At 40.5% G+C, this 15,516-nt stretch carries 14 protein-coding genes; 3 read left to right on the plus strand and 11 right to left on the minus strand.

The annotated features are described in order from the left end of the window. Window positions 1-27 precede the first annotated feature (27 nt). The 9 genes from PHC76_RS06060 to PHC76_RS06100 form a co-directional block, all read right to left on the minus strand. Window positions 28-1,314 (minus strand): DNA polymerase IV, encoded by a 1,287-nt coding sequence (locus tag PHC76_RS06060; RefSeq protein WP_299972382.1) that lies wholly within the window; start codon window positions 1,312-1,314, stop codon window positions 28-30. Window positions 1,315-1,417: 103 nt separating this feature from the next. Next, window positions 1,418-2,524, minus strand: coding sequence for a response regulator (locus PHC76_RS06065; RefSeq protein ID WP_299972381.1), 1,107 nt, complete (start codon window positions 2,522-2,524; stop codon window positions 1,418-1,420). A 117-nt stretch (window positions 2,525-2,641) separates the two neighbouring features. After that, on the minus strand, window positions 2,642-3,850 hold the full coding sequence (locus PHC76_RS06070) for a response regulator (RefSeq protein WP_299972379.1): 1,209 nt from the start codon (window positions 3,848-3,850) through the stop codon (window positions 2,642-2,644). A 195-nt stretch (window positions 3,851-4,045) separates the two neighbouring features. Then, window positions 4,046-4,243, minus strand: a complete 198-nt coding sequence (locus tag PHC76_RS06075; RefSeq protein WP_299974727.1) for a hypothetical protein — start codon at window positions 4,241-4,243, stop codon at window positions 4,046-4,048. A gap of 157 nt (window positions 4,244-4,400) precedes the next feature. Further along, window positions 4,401-4,640, minus strand: a complete 240-nt coding sequence (locus PHC76_RS06080; protein WP_299974729.1) for a hypothetical protein — start codon at window positions 4,638-4,640, stop codon at window positions 4,401-4,403. After that, window positions 4,634-5,407: a DUF3883 domain-containing protein gene (locus PHC76_RS06085; protein ID WP_299974731.1), complete on the minus strand. Its 774-nt coding sequence runs from the start codon at window positions 5,405-5,407 to the stop codon at window positions 4,634-4,636. The genes PHC76_RS06080 and PHC76_RS06085 overlap by 7 nt, the downstream gene beginning before the upstream one ends. Before the next feature lie 323 nt (window positions 5,408-5,730). Further along, entirely contained in the window at window positions 5,731-5,943 is a 213-nt protein-coding gene (locus PHC76_RS06090) for a hypothetical protein (protein ID WP_299974734.1), read from the minus strand. Window positions 5,944-6,112: 169 nt separating this feature from the next. After that, entirely contained in the window at window positions 6,113-7,990 is a 1,878-nt protein-coding gene (gene dnaK / locus PHC76_RS06095) for a molecular chaperone DnaK (protein WP_300209862.1), read from the minus strand. A gap of 100 nt (window positions 7,991-8,090) precedes the next feature. Then, complete coding sequence (locus tag PHC76_RS06100) at window positions 8,091-8,630, minus strand: nucleotide exchange factor GrpE (RefSeq protein ID WP_299974740.1); 540 nt, start codon at window positions 8,628-8,630, stop codon at window positions 8,091-8,093. 161 nt (window positions 8,631-8,791) lie between these two features. Here PHC76_RS06100 and PHC76_RS06105 point away from each other — a divergent pair, with 161 nt between their 5' ends. From PHC76_RS06105 to PHC76_RS06115, 3 genes are all read left to right on the plus strand, one after another. After that, window positions 8,792-10,195 carry a DASS family sodium-coupled anion symporter gene (locus PHC76_RS06105; RefSeq protein WP_299974743.1) on the plus strand — a complete coding sequence of 468 codons (1,404 nt, stop codon included), beginning with the start codon at window positions 8,792-8,794 and terminating at the stop codon, window positions 10,193-10,195. Further along, complete coding sequence (locus PHC76_RS06110; RefSeq protein WP_299974745.1) at window positions 10,174-11,454, plus strand: hypothetical protein; 1,281 nt, start codon at window positions 10,174-10,176, stop codon at window positions 11,452-11,454. The genes PHC76_RS06105 and PHC76_RS06110 overlap by 22 nt, the downstream gene beginning before the upstream one ends. An 80-nt stretch (window positions 11,455-11,534) precedes the next feature. Beyond that, window positions 11,535-12,920: an ATP-binding protein gene (locus PHC76_RS06115; protein WP_299974748.1), complete on the plus strand. Its 1,386-nt coding sequence runs from the start codon at window positions 11,535-11,537 to the stop codon at window positions 12,918-12,920. On the opposite strand, the gene PHC76_RS06120 is transcribed toward PHC76_RS06115, so the two are convergent. Further along, window positions 12,921-13,496, minus strand: a complete 576-nt coding sequence (locus PHC76_RS06120) for a ComF family protein (protein ID WP_299974752.1) — start codon at window positions 13,494-13,496, stop codon at window positions 12,921-12,923. 6 nt (window positions 13,497-13,502) lie between these two features. Beyond that, on the minus strand, window positions 13,503-15,293 hold the full coding sequence (lepA, locus tag PHC76_RS06125; RefSeq protein WP_299974755.1) for a translation elongation factor 4: 1,791 nt from the start codon (window positions 15,291-15,293) through the stop codon (window positions 13,503-13,505). Between the last annotated feature and the right edge of the window lie 223 nt (window positions 15,294-15,516).

Below are 15,516 nucleotides of genomic sequence, written 5' to 3' on the forward strand. Positions count from 1 at the left end.
TTGACTGGGATTAACTAAAATTTATTTTTACCCTTTCTCAATCGCGCACCGTACAATATCAACACCGTATTTATCTCTTAAAATGGTAATGTGATTACTCAGATTACGAAACTCTTCGTCCCTCTGTGCATCAAGCAATGAAAATGTTTTAGGCTTCGATGCAGTACTAAAATTGGAAGCATAAATCGAGATACTGTGAATAGCGTATTGGGGAAGATTATCAATTTTACTTATCATCTCCACGGTAATAGAGCGCATAAGCGTTTCGCTAAAAAATCGATCAATCGTCGTAGAGATACTCGATGATGCACCGCCACTGTATTTGAGTTTAAAACTGTAGGTAGTAGGATTTACCCCCAGTTTTAGTATCGTATGGGAGAGATGCCGAGAGAGGATAATAGCACGTCGTTTGATTTCACGACGATCCATTGTTTCGGTAAAATTACGCGATATCCCTATCGATTGGCGATCATGATGGGGATTAATAGGTTCATTATCCGTCCCTCTGAGTCGTCTAATCAAATCAGTTCCTATCTTCCCCCACGATTGTACCATCCCCTCTGATACCAAAAGCTCCCCTAAAGTTTTTATCCCATAACTCCCTAACCGCTTAGAGAGAGCCTTGCCGATACCGGGAAACGTGTTGATACTCATGGGGGAAACGAAGCTGATGATCTCCTCTTTTGGAACGATTGTAATCCCGTAGGGCTTATTAAAATCGGTCGCTAGCTTCGCAATCCACTTCGCCGAAGATGCCCCTATCGACATCGGAAGATCAAACTTTTCCACTATTTCATTTTGTAAATCAGCGATAAAAGGATACACATCCTCCTCATCTACCCATCCTCTCAAATCTCCCCAAAACTCATCGATGCTGTATTGCTCTAAAACGGGAATTTTACTCTGAAGAAATTCCCGTAATTTTCCCGAAAGGAGCTGATAAAAAAGATGATCTCCCTGCACTACTAAAAGATTCGGACACATACTCAACGCATCAGAGAGGGTCGTTCCCGTTTTAATCCCGTAGGGTTTGCATTCATAACTTCGAGCAATAACAATCCCATGCACCCGCCCCCACTCATCCATAAACTCTCTCTTCCAACCATTGGTATCAAACCCTCTCCACACCCGCTCATGTTGAAAGAGGGAGTTAAACGCCCCCACCCGTTCGGTCATCACACTTGTAGAATCTTCGGTGGAAAAAATAGCTCTATCACTGCTTTTAACTACGACTACGGGTTTACCTTTGAGATAGGGGGTGCGGGTACGTTCGGCGGAGACAAAATAGCAGTCTAGATCGAGATGAATAATCATAATGCACTGCCTTATACTAATTTAAAAAGCAGTGTAGTGTGATTTAGTCGAAGAAGTTAAAAATATGTCAGGGTGCAATTTACAGAAGTGGACAAAGAGAGCATCATCCAAGATACTCTTTAATTTCTTCCATTACACTGTTAAGTTGGATTTTATACTGGTCAAAAAGGATAAAATAACTCCGTTCCTGAGTATCACTAAGAGCCAGTTTCATGGTTGAAGCAATTGCACAGAGTGAGTCCGCCCCGATATTTGCAGTAACCCCGATAATATCAAGAAGGTACCCATCAGCATCTTGAAGATTATTTGAGCGCAAAAGTTCTCCTAATTTATCCGAAGAATTGAGATAGTCAGTTCTAAACTCTGACAAGATTTCACGATAGAAACCTTCATCTCCTCCACACGTGTCAAGCCCTTGATCAGCATCTAAAATTTTTGTTATTGTAGCTTCTTCCTGAGTCTCTTTACCTGTATACGCATAAATGATTTGATACAAAGATTCCATTCTCAAAGGCTTTTCTAGCTGCTCAGACATCCCTGCATCCTTCATTTTTTGTATGTCGTCTGATGCAGTATCTCCACTAAGTGCTACTACTAAAATGTGGTCGTATTTTGGATTTTCTCGGATAATACGTGTTGCTTGAAAACCATCCACTCTTGGCATGTGTGCATCCATCAAAATCATCAAAAAGTTGGTGTCATTTTCAAGTATATTAAGAGCTTCTTGACCATCGTTAGCTAAAACCAACTCTATACCGCTTCCCGCTAAAAGACCTACAAGAACTTTTTGGTTAATAACGTTATCTTCTGCAACCAATATTCTCTCACCGGCAAATTCAGCAAAATTCTGTTTTGTAATTTTGCCATGTGGGGGAACGGAACGTTTTTGGATTGTCTTGTCACTTTTTCTTCTATCCGTGGACTCTTCAACCCTCTCTTCCAGAGTCGTTGTTCTAACTCCAAAATCGCCTTCTTCTGTTCCATATAAGGGGATTTCTGAAACGAGCTCTACTATTGGCTCTTCATGTAGCTCTGGAGTTTCTTCTACCGTCTCTTGAGCAGATACAGATACTTCCGCTAAATCGTTCTTTTCTGGTTCATCACTATGAGTTTGCGAAGTTGAGCTTCTTTTTACGATCAAGTAAAGAACGAATATCCCAACCACTATGGCTACTATAATTATAATCCCTTGTTGAAATTCATTAAACATTGGCTACTCTTTTTTTCTTTAATCATACAATATTAACTAACTTTTGTACATAAATTTCAATAAAATAGTGTCGATATATTTCAAAATTCATTTGAGTCAATAGATAAGATAGAAATATCAAAGATATTCTCTAATATCTCCCATTAATCTATCTAGCTCATCATTGTAGTGATCAAAAAGGATAAAGTAGCTCTGTTCATGTGTGTCACTCAGAGCCAGTTTCATACTTGAAGCGATTTCGTACAGGGGATCTGCCCCGATGTTTGCAGCTATGCCGATAATATCAAGAAGTAATGCGTCAGCAGCTTTAATATTTCCAGAGCGTAAAAATTCTCCTAACTTGTCCGAAGAATTGGCATAGTTCATCCTAAACTCTGATAATATTTCACGGTAAAACTCATCATCTTCTCCACACGCCTGAAGTCCTTTGTCCACATCTAAATTTTTTGTTGTTATAGTTTTTGTTGACTTCTCATTTTGAACTTCACTCCTTGTATAAGCATAGATAATTTTATAGAGAGATTCCATTCTCAGAGGCTTCTCCAGATGTTCAGACATCCCTGCATTCTTCATTTTATGTATGTCATCAGAGGCAGTATCTCCACTAAGTGCTACTACTAAAATGTGGTCGTATTTTGTATTTTCTCGAATAATCCGTGTTGCTTCAAAACCATCCACTCTAGGCATATGAGCATCCATCAAAATCATCAAAAAATTTGTATCTTTTTTAAGAATATCTAGAACTTCTTGACCATCATTGGCTATAACTAACTCTATACCGCTTCCCGCTAATAATCCCAAAAGCACTTTTTGATTAATAGGATTATCTTCTGCAACCAATATTCTCTCACCTGCGAATTCAGAAAAACTTTGTTTGGTAATTTTTCCATGTGCTGGAACAGCTCGTTTTGGGATTATTTTGTCACTTTTTCTTTTACTTGTTATCTCTATATCTTTGCGAACTGGTGCGATGAATTCAATCTCTTCTTTTTCTCCATGTAAGGAAACCTCTGAAATTGGCTCTATCTTTGGCTCTTCTAGTATCACCGGAAGTATTTCTTCTTCGAGTTCTTCGTGCACCTCAGGAAGTATCTCTGGTTTTAACTCTTCCTTTACCTCGGGCAACAGCTCTGCTTCCGGCTCTTCTACTATCTCTGGAACTACTTCTACTTTCTCTTGGATAACCACTTCCGGTATATCATTTTTTACTATCACATTACTATGAGTTTGTGAGATTGAACATCTTTTTAACATTAGATAAAAAATTATGATCGCTTCTACTATGGCTATGGTGACTATAATGCCTTGTTGAAATTCATTAAACATTAGATACTCTTTTTTTCTTTATATAATACACTATTAATTCAAAAATACTCATTTTGGCTATAGTATTTGTGGTGTGCAAACATTATCCGAGAGAAATAATTATGAATACCAATTTTCGACTTTCAATCCTTTTACTTTTCCGAACTCTCTTTGGTTTCGGGTCATTAAAGCGTAATGATGCGCTAATACACAGCCTTAATCCCGCAAAGATTCTGCATCGGGAAAATCATCCCATGCACCTGCGAGCTGATGGATAGCGGGAGACCACTTTTCGTCTAGCTCTTTGCGTATCAGATCGGATACGAACCGACTTAGAGAGATTCCCATCACAGCAACGTTTTGTTTAACTTTGGATTCGAGCTCATTATCGAGATAAACACATATTTTTGCCATGGTACACCTCCACTTAGGAAAAAATTAACTACGATGCAAAAGGCTGAATCATTGCAATCTCTTTGGCTTCGGACTGCATGGAGCGGTATAAATCCCATCTCGTTACATCGGTTCTAAGAATTCAGCGAGGAATATTTTGCAAAATCTATTGCATAATTTATAATAAATAATTTTCTATGATATCAAATAGACCATCTTCATGCTCATGCATAAACATTTTCGATATGATAAACTTTGTTTTATTTTCAATATCAGCATAAGTGTTTAGATTATTTAAGAAATTAAATTGACCATTTTCAAGTTCAAAAAAATATAAATGTAATTCGTCTTTCATACAATCACTTTCTAATAATAAATATTTTTTGAAATACTCAATTTTTTCTTCTAGTGTTAACATATTTCACCCACCAAATGATATTCTTTGCTGATTTTAGAATTTATAATTCTTTCTTCAAATTTTAAATTTTTTATTGGATTTTCAATGGTTAAGAAAGTAGGTAAATCATTCATATTTAATACTAAAGTTACAATATAATCATTTTGATATTCCAATGCTTTTTTATACTCATTTTCAGTAAGTCTAAATTTCCCTTTCTTCTCACGAATACCTTTTATTTCTGCTAAATACGTAGAAGTATTTACATTTACTTGGAAATCGTACCCATCTCCAAACAATCTTGCATCCTCTAAACTTCCATCATTAAATATACTGATTGCATTAAAATTATTCATAAAGTAAATTTCTGCTTCTAATCCCGTTTCTTGAAGCTTTTTAAATCTTGATTTAACTATTGGTTTAACACTGATCAAAATATCTTCAACTTCATAATTTTCTTTCATATATAGTTTTACAATATTTGCAAATCCTTTGGCATCTTCAAGTCCAAATAAACTATCTATCAAAATTTTTCTATGAATATAGGTATCACCTTTTTGCCACCAACCTTTTCTTCCATTATTAGGAAAAAAATGATCAAATAAATCCATTCTATTTTTAACAGTACCAACTGTTTCAGCTATGTTATGGAGAACACAATACTCATAAAAAGCTGTTTTAGTTGAAAATCCAAACTCTTTTATAAAATCATCATTAAATTTTGAAAGCCCATAACCTATGAGATTTAAAATTTCATAATTTTGATGTTTTTGTCCAGATTTTTTCATAATGTATTGTATTTCCATATATTTAGTAGTTCTTTGCATCGAAAATGCTATTCACTTAATTATATCTATATCAGCTTTATAAATTAACACAGAAGGATTTGAAAATAAGAGATCCCAACCCTATCTAAATTTAATAAACTAATGAAACTGGATTTTCATTCTACGCGGAAATAGTGGAAAAAGCGGGAGTTTTATCTGCCATGACAGCATTATAACGTGTAAAAAAAGGGAATGAATTAAGAAAATTTATGGGATGGATCCCGTATCAAGTACGGGATGACGGAGATGTTACCCTTCGACGCGCTCAGGGCGGACGGGAGAGATTAAAGCTCATCTTCTTTATATAACGGTTTACGGTTTGGAACTTGACTGAGAATGCTACGTGCGTGCTTAATCTCCTTATATAATTGACCTCCCAATGGATAAGAACCTAGTGCAAATAGTGCTTGTAACTTTTTTTCTTTCTCGACTTGATTGAGTACGAGATGATTAATATTAGAATTTTGTTGTTTACATTGAGTATCAGAAATATTCATTTTTTATCCTTGATGTCTATTTATACAACTGGATAAATTAAAAAATAGTGAAAGTAAAATTATAGATTATAGTTGAGTAAGAAAGTATGCTTGGAGAAATGGATCCCGTATCAAGTACGGGATGACAGAAAGTAGTCACCCTTCGACTAGCTCAGGGCGAACGGAAATATTACTCGATTTCTGCGTCGATGACGTCGTCATCTTTTTTCGCGTTTGACGAAGCGGCTTCACCGCCTTCGTTTTGTTTGTACATTTGCTCTGCCATTTTATGGCTTGCATCTGCTAGTTTTTTCGTCGCTGCTTCGATCTCTTCTTTGGTAGCATCTTGATTTTTCAAGACCGCTTTGAGTTCTTCGAGAGCGGTTTCGATGGTTGCTTTTTCGCTTGCGTCGATTTTATCACCCATCTCTTCGAGAGATTTTTCGGTTTGGCTTGCAAGTGCGTCCGCTTGGTTGCGGAGGTCTACGATCTCTTTGCGTTTTGCATCTTCGGCTTTGTGCGTTTCAGCATCTTGAACCATTTTATTGATCTCTTCTTCGCTGAGTCCTGAGCTTCCAGAGATGGTAATCGATTGTGATTTACCTGTCCCTTTGTCAGTCGAGCTAACAGTCAAGATACCGTTCGCATCGATGTCAAACGTTACCTCGATTTGAGGTACACCGCGACGTGCCGATGGGATACCTGTAAGTTCGAACAATCCGAGAGATTTATTATCACGGGCGAACTCACGCTCACCTTGAGCTACAGAGATGCTAACGGCTGGTTGGTTATCTTCTGCTGTTGAGAAGATTTGTGATTTTTTCACTGGGATAGTCGTCCCTTTTTCGATGATTTTTGTCATAACGCCACCGAGAGTTTCGATACCGAGAGACAATGGTGTAACGTCAAGCAAGAGAACGTCTTTAACATCTCCACGTAAAACCCCACCTTGGATTGCGGCACCCGCTGCTACTACTTCATCAGGATTTACCCCTTTGTTCAACGTTTTACCGCCAAACTCATCCGAAACCATTTTTTGTGCGATTGGAAGACGCGTTGATCCACCGACCATGATGATTTCGTTGATTTCGTTTTTGCTTAATCCCGCATCTTTCATCGCTGTTTTGATGTGGCTGATTGTCTCTTTTACAAGCGTATCAATCATCCCCTCGAATTTCGCACGAGTAAGTTTTACAACCAAGTGTTTAGGACCTGATGCGTCTGCGGTGATAAATGGAAGGTTAATCTCTGTTTCTTCTGCTGAAGAGAGCTCTTTTTTCGCATTTTCTGCCGCGTCTTTGAGACGTTGAAGCGCCATTTTGTCCGCTTTAAGGTCTATTCCGTGGTCTGATTTGAATTCAGTTGCGAGGAAATCTACGATTTTATTATCGAAGTCATCCCCACCGAGGAACGCGTTTCCATCGGTTGATAGAACTTCGAAAGTCCCCTCAGAGATTTCCAAAACCGTAACGTCGAATGTTCCGCCCCCTAGATCGTAAACAAGAACTTTTTCATCCCCTTTTGAATCCAAACCATACGCCAATGCAGAAGCAGTAGGCTCGTTGATGATACGAAGGACGTTCAATCCTGCGATGGTTCCCGCTTCTTTGGTCGCTTTACGTTGTGCATCATTGAAATATGCTGGTACAGTGATAACCGCATCGGTTACCGATTGACCCAAGTATGACTCTGCATCCGCTTTCAATTTTGAAAGGATTTTTGCCGAGATTTCTTGAGGGGTATACACTTTACCCGCAACGTCAACCGCAGCCATACCGTTTTTATCAACGATTTTATAGGTAACTTTATCGTGTGCTTCTTTCGCTTTCTCTTCGTTCATCATAAGACCCATGATACGTTTGACCGAGTAGATCGTTTTATCAGGGTTAGTAATCGCTTGACGTTTTGCAGGATCACCTACGAGGATTTCCCCTTTGTCCGTAAACGCTACAACCGATGGAGTTGTATTTTTTCCCTCTTTATTCGGGATAATTTTCGCTTCGCCGCCTTCATAGACAGCAACACATGAGTTTGTAGTTCCTAAATCGATACCAATTACTTTTGACATAATATTCTCCTGTTTTTATTTTGTTTTTACTTTTTTTCGTCATCCCCGCAAAGGCGGGGATCCAGCTAGATTCCCGCCTTCGCGGGAATGACAGAACACTTTAATTTGCAATAACGACCATTGCATCGCGCAATGTTCGCTCTTTATATCGAAACCCTTTTTGAAAAGTGTTTACGATTGCTCCGCTCTCATGAGCATCACTGTCCACACGTTGTACAGCGTTATGAATATCCGGATTAAACGGCTCATTCTCATCAACAGGGGTTACTCCATGTTTTTCGAGAACGCTTAAAAGCTGTTTCATGGTGAGTTCAACACCCTCTTTGAGCTTTTCAAGCAACACGTTTGCATCTGCATCGATAGCCGTAGCTCCTATCGCCATAGAGAGCGAATCGACTACGGGGATCAAATCTTTGGCAAATTTTTCGTTTGCGTATTCAAGTGCTTGATATTTTTCTCTCTCAAGGCGTTTTTTGATATTGTCGAAATCGGCATGTACACGCGCATATTTATCTTGAAACGATGCGAGTTCTGCTTGTGCGATTTCAAGATCGCTTTTAGGCTCTTCGATGGTAGATTCTGACCCGTTTTGAGTCATCTCTTCTTCGCCGACAACCTCTTCATTTACTTCTGTTGACATAAATTTGTTAGCTCCTTTGTTGAAATCCAGTGACATTATAAACAATTGAGTCACTCATTGTCAAGGGGTATGTGAATTTTTTTACTTAAAATAGTTTAGTCTATTAGTATCAAGTTTAAAACCTCTCTTCTAATGCTATAATAGTAGAAAAAGAATAATGGATGACTTTGCCCCTAAAACGTACCCTTAGCCTCGTGGCACTTTGCCTATTTGCCCTATTACTCTATAGCACGCCACCCCCTTTGGGGATTACACCAAATGCATGGGTTTTGTTTACTATCTTTATCTCTACCATTATCTCGATATTGTTTAATCTCCTACCTATCATCACAGCATCCATTATTGCCCTCTCTATCAGTGTTTTATCGGGTGTTATCGAGCCTTCCAAAGCGTACGCGGGATTTTCGGAGAGTTTTATCCTCCTCATCGTTGCGGCATTTTTGGTCTCTCATGCCGTCCATAAATCGGGACTAGGAAAGCGTTTATCACTTCATATCATCCGTCGTTTCGGTCACTCTACATTAGGGCTTGGGTACAGCGTTATTGCTACCGATATTCTCCTTGCCCCTGCATTTCCAAGTAACACCGCCCGATCAGGTGTCCTCTACCCTATCGTTTACGGTCTCGCACACGATTGTGATTCCAAAGTGGGAAACAATACCCATAAAAAAGCGGGCGCTTATCTGATGATGACCTCGATGGCGGGGCTCACTATCTCTTCAGGACTTTGGCTCACCGCCATGGCAGTGAATCCGATAGGGGTAGGGATTGCGGAAAAAATGGGGATTCATATCACGTTCGGAACATGGCTTTTATACGCGATTGTTCCTACACTGGTGGCTTTTCTGATGATTCCATGGATTCTCTACAAAATTTATCCGCCGGAACTTCGAGATACCCCCGATGCTCCCCAAAAAGCAAAAGAGGCACTTAGAACCATGGGTGGAATCAGCCGCAATGAGTGGATAACGGGAGCGGTCTTTTTAGGAATGCTGATTCTTTGGTCACTCTCAGGGATTTTTCCCATCGATAAAACCGCCGTTGCCTTCGGAGGGCTTGGGATTCTGATGGCAACACGGGTATTTGGAATCGACGATTTTAAATCTCAAGGGGAAGCTCTTAGCACCCTTATTTGGTTTGCAATCCTTTTTGCCCTCTCAACGCAACTCGCAGAACAAGGTTTTATGAGTGCCGTTGCGAACCATTTTACTCTCTATCTCAATGGTCTTTCGTGGATGAGCGTCTATCTTTTACTCGTGATCCTCTATGTTGTGATTCACTACCTGTTTGTCTCACAAAGTGCCCATTTGCTCGCTTTGTTTGGAATCTTTCTCTCAGTAGGTGTTTCAGCGGGTGTTCCGGGGGAGTTAATGGCGATGATGTTACTCTTTGCGACCAATTTTAACGCTACCATCACCCCACAAGGTTCATCGTCCAACGCCATCTATCTCAGCTCAGGCTACATCAGTGCCCGTGAAATCTATATTTACGGAGGGGCAGTAACACTCCTCAATCTTATCATCTTTTTAGGGGTTGGAACACCGTGGATACTGTTGATAAAATAGAGATAGAACCTCAACACAGAGACAGAATTCGGGTATTGACCTTGGTGATACTATTCATCATTGCTCTCGCTCTTTTACTCTATACTCTCCTATTTACCCCATTTGGTAATCGTCAATTAGCCCCTATTATCGAAAAACACCTCTCCGAAGCATTGGATAGAAACATTACCCTGACCACCTTTAGATTAGGATTGGAAAATTTCGAGATAGAGTTGTGTGATAATGAGAACAATCGTGCTCATGCAGTGGGAAAATATCTCCTACTCCCTCCAAAAATCGATGCTACTTATACCCTAAACTCTCTATCGGGCATTCCGGCACTCCCCCTCGCTGTCGATTTGAACGGTTCTATCAAAGGGTCATACTATCACCTCATTCTCCAAGGCTATGCCCATATCTTCGAAGGTGACTTAAAATTTACAACCCATTTGTATTTTGCCTCATTACGTTCTTTAGATATTACCCTTCACCGTATTCATTACCAAAACCTCATGGATCTCCTCGAATACCCGCATAACAGTGATACCCTACTTAGCGGAGCACTCACTATCAACGGAATAGATAAACGTGACCTCAATGCTTCCGTAAGATTAAAAACGACGACACACCGATTTATCCCCTCCCCTTTAAAAGAAGATGATAATGAGAGTATCGACTTGTGGTCACTCCTTGCCGATAAAAACGGAAAAATACAACCGTTCAAACTTCATGCCGATCTCGAAGGGGAGATGGATGAGTTGGGAATACTAGAGCAATTTGTCTCGTATCCGCTCCGTACTTCCGCAACTCTTCATGCACAAATCGATGGGACGCAACATCACCTCTCCCTCAACGCCGACGGTACCGCTGCCAAAGGGAAGCTCACTGCCAAACTCTCACTCTTGAAACTTCGACCTCAACAATTAAACGTAGAGGCAAAAGCAATCGATGCAGGTGCACTCTTCTCCCTCCTCTCACTCCCCCACCCGATAGAGGGGTCACTCAATGGTACGCTCAATAGCGACTTTACCAACACGACGTTCAAAATTGCACTCAACAACGCCCAAACCAACCCTGATGTCCTTAAGAAACATTACCATATCACCCAACCGTTTATCCATTTTAACACCGATATCACTCTGCGCATAACTCCAAATGCAACCCATACGAGCGGACGGTTCACATCGGATTTAGAAGATTTACGATTTGACAATTCCCCTACTCATAATCAAATGCTTCAAGAACTCTTGAATCAACTCAATGATAATAGAACACAATAAACGTTTACACGATTACCTCTCTGACGTCCTTATACGCATTAAAGGATATCTTTTCTATAATGGAAAAAATGGACTTTTTTATGAACAATGAAATCTTTACCAAAGAAGTAGTAGCTCTCTATCGTGCACTTCCCATACCCATAGTTGCAACACTATTTAATTCCATCATCATTGCTTTTATTTTAAAAGATCAAGTTCCACACGATTCCATTATGTTATGGATCGGCTTGAATTTTTTGATCCTTGCGGTTCGATTAACCAGTTTTCTCCGTTTTAAAGAATTTATTCACCCTCAAAATGTTACTTTAGCTTATCGAATCTATATGGTTGGAATTATTGGTTCAGGGGTTATTTGGGGAACAAGTATTTTTTATCTTCTCCCTAACTCCTCTATCCACATGATGATGCTGATTGTTATCATTGGAGGGATGGTAGCCGGTGGCGTTGGTTCGAGCTCCTACCGCCCAGAAAGCTATATTTTTTATAACTTATTTGTCATTACACCGTATGCGCTCCATTTTATGCTAGACAACAGCAACGATAATTCATGGATGGTCGGAACAGCTCTTGTCCTTTTTGCTGCTATGATGATTATTTCAAGTAAAAATTTTCATGCTAATTTTACAGAAGTTGTTTTACTACAACGACAACAAGAAGAGCTAATCGACCATTTAGAGCAAGAACAGCTTTATGTTCAACACCTAAACGATAATCTCCTCCAAGAAATTGTAGAAAAAGAAAAATACCAAACGGAACTTATTACTGCCTTAGAAGAGGCCAATCAAGCCGCTATTGCGAAAGACGCTTTTTTTGCCACCATGAGCCATGAACTCCGAACCCCTTTAAACTCGATTATCGGGTTTTCACAAATCTTGATGAAACGAAATGATACCCCCAATGAGTTTTCCACCTTTATCGAAAAAATTCTCATATCGGGGAGACATCTTCTCGATTTAGTTAATACCATTCTCGATTTTTCGAAAATGAAAGCGGGGAAAATGGAACTTCATCCAACTACCTTTGCGGTGTCTGAAATTTTTCAAGATGTTGCTATTATCGGCGAACCACTAGCAAATAAACGTCATATTAGCCTCAAATTCCCCACTACTTATGACAAATCCATGCATGGGGATCGTAAAATGATTCAACAAATCATGATTAATATTTTGAGTAATGCTATTAAATTTTCACCCGAACACTCATCAATCACCATCAACTACGAATGCAGTGACAACCATCTATTTACAATATGCGATCAAGGAAGTGGTATTGCAGCTGAACATTTAGAGACTATTTTTGATCCATTTACCCAAATTGAAGGGGTGACACAAACTGCGATAAAAGGGACTGGATTAGGTCTCGCCATCGTTAAAGAGATGATCCATGCCCATCACGGAAAAATTTGGGCTACTAGCACACTGGGTGAGGGGAGCTGCTTTTATTTCTCTATCCCTATTGAACCTTGATCATTTGTTTTCCGCATCACTGAGGGTGAGACAGAGGATTACTTTTTTCCCGTTAGAATGAAGCACTTCAGCCGCTTCACCGAGCGTCGTTCCCGTTGTAACGATATCATCCACCAATATCACCTCCTCTTCTTTAAAAGGGGTATAACGAAACTCCCTAGGATTGAGAAGTCGCTCTTCGACACTTTTCCCCGCGTATTTATAGTGTTGACTCGCACGAAGTATCCCGTATCGAGGGGTGATGTTGTGTGATTTTAACGCGCGATTCAATATCGCGGTATGAGAATACCCACTAGTAGCATGATCGTCGATACCGATGGAAGCGACACGATTAGCATACTGCCATTCACGGGCAAAACTTCCTAATGAGCGCTTCGCTAAAATCGTGTATATATAGTATCCAACATCGGTATGTTTGGTGAGTAACAACGGTTCGATATCGCTATAGGGAAAAAAAGAGTAGACGGGAATATTCCCTAATATTTTACGTTTATGGAGCTGGGGAGTTAACAGTGAGTCTTGACACGAGGAGCAGATATGCGAGAGACTGAATCGCTCACACATCATACAACGCATAGGTCGTTAGTCCATTTTAAGGACGGACATAAAGGCTTCTTGAGGAAGCTGAACCTTCCCAATCGCTTTCATCCGTTTTTTACCCTCTTTTTGTTTATCGAGGAGTTTGCGTTTACGGGATATATCCCCGCCGTAACATTTGGCAGTAACATTTTTACCCATCGATTTGACCGTTTCACGAGCAATTACACGATTACCGATACTCGCTTGAATCGCCACTTCGAAAAGCTGACGAGGGACAATCTCTTTCATGTTTGTAACGAGTCCTCGTCCACGTGATTCCGCGCTACAACGTGGGACGATAACGCTGAGGGCATCGACCACATCACCCGCTACACGGACATCGAGTTTAACCAAATCCCCTTCACGAAATTCGATAGGATCGTAATCGAAACTCGCATATCCCTTGGAAGTCGATTTGAGTTTATCGTAAAAATCGACGACGATTTCGTTCATCGGCATGACGTAGATGAGCATCACACGCGTCTCGTTGAGATACTCCATCTTCTCTTGCATTCCCCGCTTATTGGTAAGCAGAGTAATCACATTCCCCAAATAATCGGTCGGCACAATCACCGTAGCACGAACATAGGGCTCTTCGATTTTCTCAATCGTTTGCGGCTCAGGAAGTTCGCTCGGATTTTGAACTTCGATCATCGTCCCATCCGTTTTATAGACTTTGTAAACAACCGATGGAGCGGTAGCGATCAGGTCGAGATTAAATTCACGTTCTAGCCGCTCTTTAACCACCTCCATATGAAGCATCCCTAGAAATCCAACACGGAACCCAAACCCAAGAGCGATAGAGGTTTCCGGTTCATAACTGAGACTACTGTCATTGAGTTTGAGTTTATCGAGGGCATCCCGCACCGATTCAAACTCATCGGTATCGATCGGATAAATCCCCGCAAAAACGAACGGTTTTGCAGGGGCATATTCGCCCACAGGCTCACGAGCTGGATTGCGCGCATCAGTGATGGTATCGCCGACACGGATAGAACCCACCTCTTTGACCCCTAAAATCACGATACCGATCTCACCTGCTTTAATCGCCCCAGTTTTTTGACGACGCAGTGGATGGGGATAGAGAAGTTCGAGAACTTGGTGATTCTCATCATTGTGCATGAGCTTCACCATCTGACCTACTTTAATCTCACCGTCAAACACACGCACCAGAGCCATTGCCCCTTGGTACGAGTCAAACCACGAATCATAAATGATTGCTTTGGTCGTTGCCGATGGATCCCCTACAGGTGCAGGAATCCGCTCTACTATGGCATCGATGAGGGTACGAATGCCCACACCCGTTTTTGCTGAAATCATAATCGCATCAGTCGCATCAATCCCGATGGTCGTTTCAATCTCTTCGGCTACCCGTTCCGGTTCTGCGGCGGGAAGGTCGATTTTGTTGATAACGGGGATAAGGGTGAGGTTATTTTCCATCGCCATGTAAACATTCGCGATGGTTTGCGCTTCGACCCCTTGCGCCGCATCGACGATGAGCAATGCCCCATCACTTGACGCGAGCGATTTGGAAACCTCATAACTGAAATCGACGTGGCCCGGAGTGTCAATCAAATTTAGAATATAGTGTTGACCATCCTTGACGTAATCGAGACGGACACTTTGCGCTTTAATCGTAATCCCGCGCTCTTGTTCGATGTCCATCGTGTCCATCATTTGTTTTGAGAGTTCACGATCACTCACCGCTCCACACTCTTGGATGATACGATCGGCTAAGGTACTTTTCCCATGGTCGATATGGGCGATGATAGAGAAATTGCGAATATTATTCATTAGGTTCTATTACTCATTTAGTTTAATTAATGGAATTATAGCAGAGCGTTGCTTAGGAGGTATCAAAAGGTTTTGAAGAAATTATAATGATATTGCAATACGATGTCAATATCACATCTACTAAACGCTTTTTCCCGCTTCTTGACTTGTTGAGTGTAGGTCGTTATAATTTTATTGCTAACATCACTATTTCTTATGTGCATTTTTGCTCCTATGCTCAATT

The organism is Sulfuricurvum sp. (genome assembly GCF_028710345.1).
GTDB lineage: Bacteria > Campylobacterota > Campylobacteria > Campylobacterales > Sulfurimonadaceae > Sulfuricurvum.

Coding starts and splice junctions, on each gene's coding strand:
- PHC76_RS06060 (WP_299972382.1), bottom strand. CDS start 1,314: ATGATTATTCATCTCGATCTAGACTGCTATTTTGTCTCCGCCGAACGT.
- PHC76_RS06065 (WP_299972381.1), bottom strand. CDS start 2,524: ATGTTTAATGAATTTCAACAAGGGATTATAATTATAGTAGCCATAGTG.
- PHC76_RS06070 (WP_299972379.1), bottom strand. CDS start 3,850: ATGTTTAATGAATTTCAACAAGGCATTATAGTCACCATAGCCATAGTA.
- PHC76_RS06075 (WP_299974727.1), bottom strand. CDS start 4,243: ATGGCAAAAATATGTGTTTATCTCGATAATGAGCTCGAATCCAAAGTT.
- PHC76_RS06080 (WP_299974729.1), bottom strand. CDS start 4,640: ATGTTAACACTAGAAGAAAAAATTGAGTATTTCAAAAAATATTTATTA.
- PHC76_RS06085 (WP_299974731.1), bottom strand. CDS start 5,407: ATGAAAAAATCTGGACAAAAACATCAAAATTATGAAATTTTAAATCTC.
- PHC76_RS06090 (WP_299974734.1), bottom strand. CDS start 5,943: ATGAATATTTCTGATACTCAATGTAAACAACAAAATTCTAATATTAAT.
- dnaK (WP_300209862.1), bottom strand. CDS start 7,990: ATGTCAAAAGTAATTGGTATCGATTTAGGAACTACAAACTCATGTGTT.
- PHC76_RS06100 (WP_299974740.1), bottom strand. CDS start 8,630: ATGTCAACAGAAGTAAATGAAGAGGTTGTCGGCGAAGAAGAGATGACT.
- PHC76_RS06105 (WP_299974743.1), top strand. CDS start 8,792: ATGACTTTGCCCCTAAAACGTACCCTTAGCCTCGTGGCACTTTGCCTA.
- PHC76_RS06115 (WP_299974748.1), top strand. CDS start 11,535: ATGAACAATGAAATCTTTACCAAAGAAGTAGTAGCTCTCTATCGTGCA.
- PHC76_RS06120 (WP_299974752.1), bottom strand. CDS start 13,496: ATGCGTTGTATGATGTGTGAGCGATTCAGTCTCTCGCATATCTGCTCC.
- lepA (WP_299974755.1), bottom strand. CDS start 15,293: ATGAATAATATTCGCAATTTCTCTATCATCGCCCATATCGACCATGGG.